The organism is Ruegeria sp. YKSE079 (assembly GCF_059612845.1).
The window spans coordinates 1-8,677 of record NZ_JBXWRJ010000042.1 but is presented as its reverse complement, the minus strand read 5'-3'; the positions used below and the strand labels follow the sequence as shown (position 1 = coordinate 8,677).

Annotated in this window: 11 protein-coding genes and 1 pseudogene; 10 read left to right on the top strand and 2 right to left on the bottom strand. The window is 58.8% G+C overall.

The features are described 5' to 3' along the window. Positions 1–146 precede the first annotated feature (146 nt). The 6 genes from AC2FMY_RS21785 to AC2FMY_RS21760 all read left to right on the top strand — a co-directional run bounded on the left by AC2FMY_RS21785 (position 147) and on the right by AC2FMY_RS21760 (position 5,333). Complete coding sequence (locus AC2FMY_RS21785) at positions 147–533, top strand: hydroxyisourate hydrolase (protein WP_496808089.1); 387 nt, start codon at positions 147–149, stop codon at positions 531–533. 95 nt (positions 534–628) lie between these two features. Continuing rightward, positions 629–760, top strand: coding sequence for an MJ0042-type zinc finger domain-containing protein (locus tag AC2FMY_RS21780; RefSeq protein WP_496748489.1), 132 nt, complete (start codon positions 629–631; stop codon positions 758–760). A gap of 58 nt (positions 761–818) precedes the next feature. Continuing rightward, positions 819–3,305 carry a hypothetical protein gene (locus tag AC2FMY_RS21775; protein ID WP_496808088.1) on the top strand — a complete coding sequence of 829 codons (2,487 nt, stop codon included), beginning with the start codon at positions 819–821 and terminating at the stop codon, positions 3,303–3,305. A gap of 90 nt (positions 3,306–3,395) precedes the next feature. Then, on the top strand, positions 3,396–4,415 hold the full coding sequence (locus tag AC2FMY_RS21770; protein ID WP_496808087.1) for a helix-turn-helix domain-containing protein: 1,020 nt from the start codon (positions 3,396–3,398) through the stop codon (positions 4,413–4,415). Positions 4,416–4,676: 261 nt separating this feature from the next. Continuing rightward, the gene (locus AC2FMY_RS21765; RefSeq protein ID WP_480747715.1) at positions 4,677–5,069 is read left to right on the top strand and encodes a rhodanese-like domain-containing protein; all 393 of its coding nucleotides are present in this window, start codon (positions 4,677–4,679) and stop codon (positions 5,067–5,069) included. Between the two features lie 81 nt (positions 5,070–5,150). Further along, positions 5,151–5,333, top strand: coding sequence for a hypothetical protein (locus AC2FMY_RS21760; protein WP_496808086.1), 183 nt, complete (start codon positions 5,151–5,153; stop codon positions 5,331–5,333). A gap of 7 nt (positions 5,334–5,340) precedes the next feature. On the opposite strand, the gene AC2FMY_RS21755 is transcribed toward AC2FMY_RS21760, so the two are convergent. Continuing rightward, positions 5,341–6,099 carry an alpha/beta fold hydrolase gene (locus tag AC2FMY_RS21755; protein WP_496808085.1) on the bottom strand — a complete coding sequence of 253 codons (759 nt, stop codon included), beginning with the start codon at positions 6,097–6,099 and terminating at the stop codon, positions 5,341–5,343. 41 nt (positions 6,100–6,140) lie between these two features. Here AC2FMY_RS21755 and AC2FMY_RS21750 point away from each other — a divergent pair, with 41 nt between their 5' ends. The 4 genes from AC2FMY_RS21750 to AC2FMY_RS21735 all read left to right on the top strand — a co-directional run bounded on the left by AC2FMY_RS21750 (position 6,141) and on the right by AC2FMY_RS21735 (position 8,330). After that, on the top strand, positions 6,141–6,560 hold the full coding sequence (locus AC2FMY_RS21750) for a hypothetical protein (RefSeq protein WP_480747712.1): 420 nt from the start codon (positions 6,141–6,143) through the stop codon (positions 6,558–6,560). Between the two features lie 62 nt (positions 6,561–6,622). Beyond that, positions 6,623–7,213 carry a TetR/AcrR family transcriptional regulator gene (locus tag AC2FMY_RS21745; RefSeq protein ID WP_496808084.1) on the top strand — a complete coding sequence of 197 codons (591 nt, stop codon included), beginning with the start codon at positions 6,623–6,625 and terminating at the stop codon, positions 7,211–7,213. Between the two features lie 91 nt (positions 7,214–7,304). Then, positions 7,305–8,021 carry a PspA/IM30 family protein gene (locus AC2FMY_RS21740; RefSeq protein WP_496808083.1) on the top strand — a complete coding sequence of 239 codons (717 nt, stop codon included), beginning with the start codon at positions 7,305–7,307 and terminating at the stop codon, positions 8,019–8,021. 24 nt (positions 8,022–8,045) lie between these two features. Then, positions 8,046–8,330: a YiaA/YiaB family inner membrane protein gene (locus tag AC2FMY_RS21735; protein WP_496808082.1), complete on the top strand. Its 285-nt coding sequence runs from the start codon at positions 8,046–8,048 to the stop codon at positions 8,328–8,330. A 142-nt stretch (positions 8,331–8,472) separates the two neighbouring features. Here the strand turns inward: AC2FMY_RS21735 and glyA are convergent. After that, positions 8,473–8,677 (bottom strand): annotated as a pseudogene (gene glyA, locus AC2FMY_RS21730) (serine hydroxymethyltransferase); the annotation flags it as partial.

The following is an 8,677-nucleotide window of genomic DNA, read 5'->3' as shown; positions in this document are numbered from 1 at the left end:
ACTCGGGCGAGTGGTTCTTCCGTTTCGACATCTCTGATCTCCTTTTCGTCGAAGATCAGCAGACAACAAATCGTAGCTTACGTCAGTGTCCGAAATTCAGGGGGTAGCTCACTGCTTGGAGTTCCGCAAAGAAGGAGAAGAGTGTCGTGACGCATCAGTCCCATCCAACCGATCCGGTTGCCGGAGGAATTTCAATTCATGCAGTGGATGTTGCGGATGGCATACCCGCTGCCGGACTGGCGGTTCGGCTGTGGCACCTACGACCTGCGAGAACGGAAATCGCGTCCGGGGTGTGTGGCGCGGACGGGCTGCTGCACCATCCGGTCAGCGAGGGCCAAGACGTGCAGTCAGGGCTCTACGAGGTCGAATTTGAGGTCGGAGACTATTATCGGCAAGCTGGCCGCATCATTTCGAACCCTTCGTTTCTCGAAATCGCGGTGTTTCGCTTTGGCATCGAGCGCGTCGAGGAACACTTCCATCTGCCGTTCAAGTTCACACCGTGGGGGTTTTCTCTTTTCCGGGGCGGCGCCTAGGTATAACAGGCATTGCCACTCGTCGAGATCAAATGAGACAACGGAAACCAAAAATTCCAATACATATCAGTTGGATGCGCAGTATTTGAGATTCAATAGAATCTCTGGATATTGATTTTCAATGCCCACCGCCCGCACCACGTTTCTATTCCGATCTGAATCAGGCGTCTGCAGCAATGCGGGCTGTGCGATGCGGGGTTTGCCTGCTAAGCTTTGTGCATTGCTGAACTATTCGCGACCGACGTGGGGGAGGCGAAGGTGCAGAACGCGGGAAAACCAGCGAAGATGGATACCCCCGGAGGCGACCACATCGGGTTGCCCTGGCCAGAGGGGTATCAGGACCTTCGCCCGGTGCTGCAGGAGCAATGGGGGTTCAGCGATGACATGTATCTGCATCACAAGCTGAGCGGAAAGTCGGGGGCCTATGTTTATGCCGCCGATGTCCATTGCACCGATTTCAGCGGGCAGGCGATCCTTAAATTCGACCGCGCGCCCGACCCGGCCTGGAACGAACTGTCGGAGGCGGAGCGGCACGATATCGCGTTCAGGGTCGCCCCCGAATTTGCCCGTGCGCATCTGCCAGAACTGCTGAAAACAAGCGCTGTCGATGACCGGATTGCAATCCTGTCGTCGATTGCCGGGCGGGGGCTGGAATATGCCAAGCCCTGGGCCGAATGTGCGCATGACGAACAGGTAGAGGCGGTGAACCTGCTGTCGTCCGGATTGCTTGAGGACTGGAACCGCGACTGTCACCTGGCGGCTGGGCTGGTGTCGGTCGGAGACATCCTCAGAGGGTGGTTGAATTATCGGCTGGACCCGGTTCAGGGCCGGATTTTCCAATTTGTGCAGAGTGAATGCGGGCTTTGTGCGGAGGACCAAAGCCTGATTTTCGATGGTCGCTGGTACCCGAACCCGCTGAACCTGGTGGCGGGTGCGTCGGGAGGGGCGGCGGATCAGAAACTGCGCGCGGTTATTGGCAACACCCACGGCGATCTGCACGGGTACAACGTGTTGCTTGGCGGGTCGGGGTCTGCGCGCCTGAACTATTATCTGATCGATCTGGCGCTTTATCAGGACAAGCAGTTCCTGTTTTACGACCACGCTTATTTCGAACTCAGCCACCTTCTGCTGGCGCGGGAAAGGGCGGACGCGGAAAGCTGGAGTGCGCTGATGGGGCATCTGAGCGTGTTTGACCATGCCGGGCCCGAGGTGAAGCTGAAAGGCGATGATCTGGGCCTCATTCAATTGATCGAGACACTGCGTCGGAACGTGATGGAGTGGGTGGACCGCAATCAGTCGAGCAGGCTGTCCTATATGGAAAAGCAATACATGCTGGCGCGGGTCGCGGTGGGCCTGAATTTTGTCAACAAACCGCTTTCGGACAAATCCCGAAAGATGGCGTTTCTGTACGCGGCGGCCAACCTCAAGGATTATGTGGTGCTTTCGGGGCTGGATTGGCCCAAACACGGGCCGCTGTTCGAAATTACCGAGATGGCAGGAGGTGGGGCCGACGGCGGCATGCCGGTCAAAAGCAGCAGTGACGGGCGGTTCCGGGTTTCGGACCCCACCCGTGTTTTGCCGGAGGACAGGCCGGCGGTTGCTGTGCTGGCCTTTGACAACCTGAGTGGTGATCCTGAACAGGAATATTTCTCGGATGGGTTCAGCCAGGAACTGCTGACCTGTCTGTCGAGCGTGGATTGGTTGATGGTGATTTCGCGGGGATCATCCTTTGCCTACAAGGGGCAGCCAGTAGATGTAAAGCGGATCGGGCGCGAACTGGGGGTCGACTACATTGTCGAAGGCAGCGTACGACGAGCCGAGGCGCGGGCGCGAATCTCTGTCCAACTGATCGACGCCAGAACCAGCCATCACCTGTGGGCAGAGCGGTTTGACCGGGATGTGCAGGACATATTCGATTTGCAGGAGGAAATCGCCCAGGCAATTGCGATGAATGTCGATTCACGGCTGAAGGTCGTGGAGCGCGAACGCGCCAGTATTTTTGAAGGCTCGCTGAGTCTTTGGCACGGTTTTCAACGCGCGATGTGGCATTTTCACAAGTTTTCTGAAGAGCATACGCAAACTGCGCAAACTCTGCTCGGAAGTCTGGTGGAAACTGCCCCCCAATTCGGCGAGGCCCATGCGTTGTTGTCTTTTTTCGATTGTCGCCGCATCACATTCTGTGAAACCGAGAAACCGGAAGAGGTTTTGGAGAGAGCCCGCCGACAGGCGAGCCTCGCCGTATCCCTGGACGACCGAAGCAGCATGGCGAAGGTTGCGCTGAGCCGCGTTTTGGCGTTCGAGGGTAAGCACCAAAGAGCAGTGGATCAGGCCGAACTGGCCGTTTCGTTGAATCCGAGTTCAACTGTGGCGCATCTCTGTCTGGCGGTTGCATATTTCTGGGGCGGGCAGGCCGAGGCTGCCATGCCAATTCTTGAGACCTCAATTCGACTAAGTCCAAAGGGGCCGTTTCTTGACGTCAAGAGATGCCTCAAGGCGTTGTGCCGATACGCTACCGGAGAGATCAGCGAGGCTGAGGTTCTGGCAAGGTCGGCGTGTCACAGTCAAATGGCCGGGCCGGTTGGGCCCATCGTCATGAGTGTTGTCCTGGCGCGCCAGGACCGGATTTCGGAGGCAAATGAAGTCATCCAGGAGCTGTTGAGCTGGAGGCCGGATTTTTCAATCAGCCGCTTCCATCGTTGCTGGAGCGGCTTTGCGCCGGACTACCTGGCGATGATGACCGAGGATCTGCACCGGGCAGGTTTGCCGGAGTGATCCTGGGCGACGGCGTGATTGGTTCTTTGTTTAATTGGCCAGTTGACCATATGCTGGTGATGTTCATTCAGGTTCATTAGGGGCAGATTCATGGACGTGCCAATCGCCCGTATCCGGCATTTGATCTCGTTTTTGAAAACGTCCGGTGCAACGCCGGAAGATATCGCCGGTATTATGAAACAAAGCGGGCTGACGACCGCCGATATCGACCCGCCGGCCGAGGTCTGTGACATCCGTAACGAGGCCGGTTTTGTCCGGGCCGCCTGCGATCAGATGAAAGACATTTCCTTTGGCGCCAAGGCCGGGCTTGCGTTGAGGGATGCGTCCGGCCTGAACGCATATATCAGCAAATACTCGCGGAACCTGCGGGAGGCGATTGACTACACGTCGCGCTTTCACGACATCATCGATCCCGCCATTGCGTTCAGCCTGCGGATTTCGGGAAATGTCGCCTCGCTCGAAGCGGACTGGAAGGATGCGGGATATACCCGCTATCACCGCCGAACCGAGACATTGATGTTTGCCGCGGTCGCGCGGATGCGGTCGGTCACGCAATCCGGGTTCTTCCCGATCGAGATGCGGTTGCAGCATCAGGTTGGGAAGGCTGCGCAAATCTTTCAGAAGGTTGGGGGATTCCCTGTAGTGTTCGGGGCGGAAAAGACCGAGATCCTGTTGTCGCATTCCAGCCTGGACCTGCCCATTCCGACCTATGACGCCAGCCTGCGCGACCATCTGGTCGAGTATGGCAATCGGCTGTTGGCGGAGCGGGCGGTGCCGAAACAGCCGCTGAGGGCGCGGGTCGAGGGGCTGATCACCGCCTCGCTGCCCGGACGGGTCATCCCGGCGGAAGAGGCCGCCGCCAATCTGGGTATGAGCCCGCGCACCTTTACCCGCCGGTTACAGGAAGAAGGCGCGAATTTCCGCGCCATCGTGGATGACCTGCGATGCGATCTGGCGCAGACCTTCATCAAGGCCGGCATGAACCTGTCGGAAGTTTCCTTTGCGCTCGGCTATGCGGATCAGGCGGCGTTTTCCACTGCGTTCAGGCGGTGGACGGGAGAATCGCCAAGCGCGTTTCGGGAAAAGGCGTCTTTGGTGAAAGGCGATTGATCCGGGCAGACCGGAGCGGGGTGGCCGGGGGTCATCGGCGTTTCCGCCTCGCCCCGACCGGTCCGTGAGTGGACAAGAGAAAGATAGGAGCCCGGAGGGTGCGGCCTTTTGATTTCCTGCCAAATGCATTGTGAGTTCCGCCAATTGTGCAGGTGAAAGACCTGGTTCTGTTGAAAGCGAACGTTTTCGAATTGCATCCGGCACCTACATCTTCGAAAATTCGCATGTACATACCCAACAAAGGTTTCAGGGAGGAAACGGATGGCACTGACGGTCAAAGACATGATGCAGGCTGCAAATGCGGTCATCGAACGGATTGATGCGGCCAAGGCAAAACAGCTGATGGAAGAGGGCGCGTTGCTGCTGGATATTCGCGACGCGCCGGAACTGGAACGCACCGGGCGGGCGGCGGGTTCGCACCATATCCCGCGCGGTATGCTGGAATTCCGCGCCGATCCAGAGACGCCGTATCATGACCCTGAAATGCAAAAGGACCGGGTGATCGTGCTGCATTGCGCCTCTGGAGGGCGCGCGGCGCTTGCGGGCAAGCTGCTAAAGGAAATGGGCTATGCCGAGGTTTATAACCTGGGCGGGCTGAACGATTGGCGGCAAGGCGGGGGCGACGTGATCGAGCCGGTCGATCCGGGAATGTAGGCAAGCTGATCCAGGTCAAAGCTCATCACATTCCAAAAGATGCATGAAGTGGCGGAACGGACAACAAAGGACGAATCGGCCATGATACGGCTTGCAGCACTTCTTTATTCCCTGATTTCAACGGCTTTGGCCGGGTCGGCGGTAATCGCCGTCCTGTCCGCAGGACTGGTGTCGCTGGGGGCAATTTTGTCGGCAGCGGCCGTGGGTTTTGCCGCGGCCGCGCCGGTGTCGTGGCTGGTGGCGCGGCGGCTGTATCAGGGCTGAACCAGGGTTACGCGTTCAGGAAAGCCCGTGTTGCGGCCTCGAATTCGCGGGGCCGTTCCGCATGCAGCCAATGACCCGCCTCGGGGATTTTGGCAAAGCGTGCACGCGGAAACAGCGAGCGGATCAGGTCGCGATGCTCGGGTTTGACATAGTCCGAGGCGGCCCCAGACAGAAACAGCGTGGGGCCGTCCCATGTGGCGTCGATGTCGGGAAAACCCATTATCTTGGGCATCTCGGCGGCCAGGCCATCAAGGTTCAGCCGCCACCGCTTTTCGTTGAGGTCCAGCGACTGGGTGAAGAAGCTTTGCAGCGCCTTGTCGACCCCAAGCACGGCAAGCTGATCCTCGACATCCAAGCGGCGCTCGACCGTGGACATGTCGACACCGCGCATCGCCTCGATAAAGGGCATCTGGCTGTGGCCGTAGGCCACGGGCGCGATGTCGGCGACAACCAGCTTGCGCACCAGATCGCCGTGCTGCAGGGCCAGAGTCATCGCTGCCTTGCCGCCCATCGAATGACCGACAACATCCGCCGTGCCGCCGAGGTGGTCGATGACCTTGGCCAGATCGCCTGCCATCGCGGGATAGTCATGCACGTCCGACCAGGGGCTGTGGGCATGGTTGCGCATGTCAACCGCGATGACCTGTCGTTCATCGGACAGACGTTTGGCGATGACCCCCCAGTTGCGGGCCGAGCCGTAAAGGCCGTGCGCAATCACCAGCGGGGGCAGGGCGGTAGGTGTGCCATGAATGATCGTGTTCAACATGTCACGGTGATACAGGCGCTTTTTCAAAACGGCCAGCCCCATTGAGACTGCCGTGGCGCGAGGATATGTTTGCCCGTCAGGAGGATGCGCAGGTGAGCCACGGCAAACAAGTTCAGGACCAGATTGCCGAGACGATCGGACTGCTGCGCAGCAAGCTTGGCGTGCGGGGCAAAACGCTTGCCGCCTCGTTGAAACGCGCCAGACACCGGCTGCCGCGCCGGGTCTATGGGCAGGCGATGGTTCTGGCGCGGGCCGAGCCGATGGCGAGTCATCCAAAGCTGCGCCTGACGCTGGACACCCCGTCGCTGACGGCGGCGGCCCATGAGGTGCAGACGCATCTGCACGCAATTGATCTGGCCGACCGCCGTTGGGGGCGGTTTTTGAGCATTCTCGGCAGCCTGGCGTTCAACCTGCTTTTATTGGCCGCGCTGATCGGCGCGTTCCTGTGGTGGCAGGGGTGATCTGATCTTTTCGTTTCCTCTCGGGTCTCGTATTGTGAACGAGGTTCATGGAAGGGATCGGCATGGTATCGAAATCTCAGGCCCGCAGGGCGGAATTGCGTGAAAAACTTGTCGTGGCAGCGGAAACCCGGATTGCTCGCGATGGGGTGGCGGAGCTGCGCGCCCGCGATCTTGCCAAAGATGCGGGCTGTGCGCTGGGGGCGATCTACAATGTCTTTGACGATCTCAACGCGATCATCATTGCGGTGAACGGACGGACCTTTCAGCGTCTGGGGCAGGCCGTTGCCGGATCGTTCGACGGTAGCGAAGAACCGGTCCAGCACCTGATCGTCATGAGTACGGCCTATCTTAGGTTTGCCGAGGCCAATACGAACCTTTGGCGCGCCCTGTTCGATCTGAAGATGGTCGATGATGGTATGGTGCCAGACTGGTATCGCCAGGCCTTGAACGACCTTTTTGCATATATTGCTGACCCGGTGTCGAAGCTGTTTCCGAATGATACGCGAGAGGACTTGCATCTGATGACCCGCGCCTTGTTTTCCTCGGTGCATGGGATCGTAATACTGGGCCTCGAAAACCGGATCTCGGGTGTTCCGAGCGAGCAGGTCGAGCGTATGATTGCGAGAGTTCTTTTCCAAATCGGAAACAAATAGTTTCCTGAACGACGTTCACAGAACTATTGAACATTGTTCAAAGTATTGGTACGTCAAGTTTGTGAACGATGTTCATTTCTTGGAGGAACCTATGTTTGGTACTTTGAAAACCTTGTTCAATGGCGCTAATGCCCGCGCCGAGGATCGCCTGCGCGACGCTTATTCCATCGAATTGATTTACCAGAAAATCCGCGAGGCGGAGCAGAATCTGAAAGCGGCCAAGCTGACATTGGCCAGCATGATCCAGCGCCAGCGCAGCGAGCAGCGCCAGGCTGACAGCTTGCAGACCCGCATGCGAGACCTGACTGATCGCGCCGCTCTTGCGCTGGCGGACGGGCGCGAGGACATGGCGCGCACGGCGGCGCAGGCCATCGCTGATCTGGAAAACGAAACGACTCTGCGGCAACAGACGCTGACACGTTTGGACACGCGCATCGTGCAACTGCGGCAAACGGTCGAAACTGCAAACCGTCGCATCATCGACCTTAAACAAGGCGCGGTAACGGCGCGGGCGATCCGGCGCGAGCAGGGTCTGCAAAAGCGGCTGAACCGGCATCTGGGCGGGGACAGCCCGATCGAAGAGGCCGAGGCGCTGATCAACCGTGTGATGCAAAAGGATGACCCGTTCGAGCAAGCCGAGATATTGCGCGACATTGACGGGGAACTCGATCATTCGTCGCTGGCCGAACAGATGGAGGATGCCGGTTATGGGCCTGGGACACGCTCAACCGCGGCGAGTGTGTTGCGACGTCTGGAACAGCAATCGCAGACGGATGCCGATCCAGATGACCAGGGCAAAAAGAATTAACCCAACAAATAATAGGAGACCAAGATGAATAGCCGTAATGAAAACTCGCTCATCGTGATGCTGAACGGGGCCGGCGTCGCCCTCGCCTATGGCTTGCTGGCCATCTCCCTGTACTTGTCCACGGATGTGCCGCTTGCAACAAAGGGGTATTGGGGCATGGGCATCCTGTTGCTGACAGTGAGCCTGATCAATGTGGTCAAATACCGGTTCGACACCCGCTCTGCCGAGGACCGGCTGAACCGGATCGAAGAGGCGCGTAACGAAAAGCTGCTGGAAGAGGCGCTGAAAGATCCCAAGGACGAGATCTGAACGACCGCGCCAGACCGTTGAGCCCGGCCCTGCGCTTTCAGTACAACCATGATGCGCGCAATAGGGGCCGGAAAAGTTCGGGTGACCAAAAGGAAAACGGCGCCAGTGAGGCGCCGTTTTTTTTCACGAACTGACTGATGTCTCAGAGGTTCGGGTACAGGGGGAATCGGGCGCAGAGGTCTGCGACTTCGGCGCGGACCTTGGCTTCGACTTCGCCGTTGCCGTCCGGGCCGTTTGCGGCCAGGCCGTCGACCACTTCGACGATCCAGTCGGCGATCTGGCGGAACTCTGTCTCGCCGAAGCCGCGGGTGGTGCCGGCGGGGGTGCCCAGGCGGATGCCCGAGGTG

What these genes read in the sequence shown, in the direction of transcription:
- AC2FMY_RS21765 (WP_480747715.1), top strand. Translation starts at nt 4,677, where the DNA reads ATGGCACTGACGGTCAAAGACATGATGCAGGCTGCAAATGCGGTCATC.
- AC2FMY_RS21745 (WP_496808084.1), top strand. Translation starts at nt 6,623, where the DNA reads ATGGTATCGAAATCTCAGGCCCGCAGGGCGGAATTGCGTGAAAAACTT.
- AC2FMY_RS21735 (WP_496808082.1), top strand. Translation starts at nt 8,046, where the DNA reads ATGAATAGCCGTAATGAAAACTCGCTCATCGTGATGCTGAACGGGGCC.
- AC2FMY_RS21775 (WP_496808088.1), top strand. Translation starts at nt 819, where the DNA reads ATGGATACCCCCGGAGGCGACCACATCGGGTTGCCCTGGCCAGAGGGG.
- AC2FMY_RS21770 (WP_496808087.1), top strand. Translation starts at nt 3,396, where the DNA reads ATGGACGTGCCAATCGCCCGTATCCGGCATTTGATCTCGTTTTTGAAA.
- AC2FMY_RS21760 (WP_496808086.1), top strand. Translation starts at nt 5,151, where the DNA reads ATGATACGGCTTGCAGCACTTCTTTATTCCCTGATTTCAACGGCTTTG.
- AC2FMY_RS21740 (WP_496808083.1), top strand. Translation starts at nt 7,305, where the DNA reads ATGTTTGGTACTTTGAAAACCTTGTTCAATGGCGCTAATGCCCGCGCC.
- AC2FMY_RS21755 (WP_496808085.1), bottom strand. Translation starts at nt 6,099, where the DNA reads ATGTTGAACACGATCATTCATGGCACACCTACCGCCCTGCCCCCGCTG.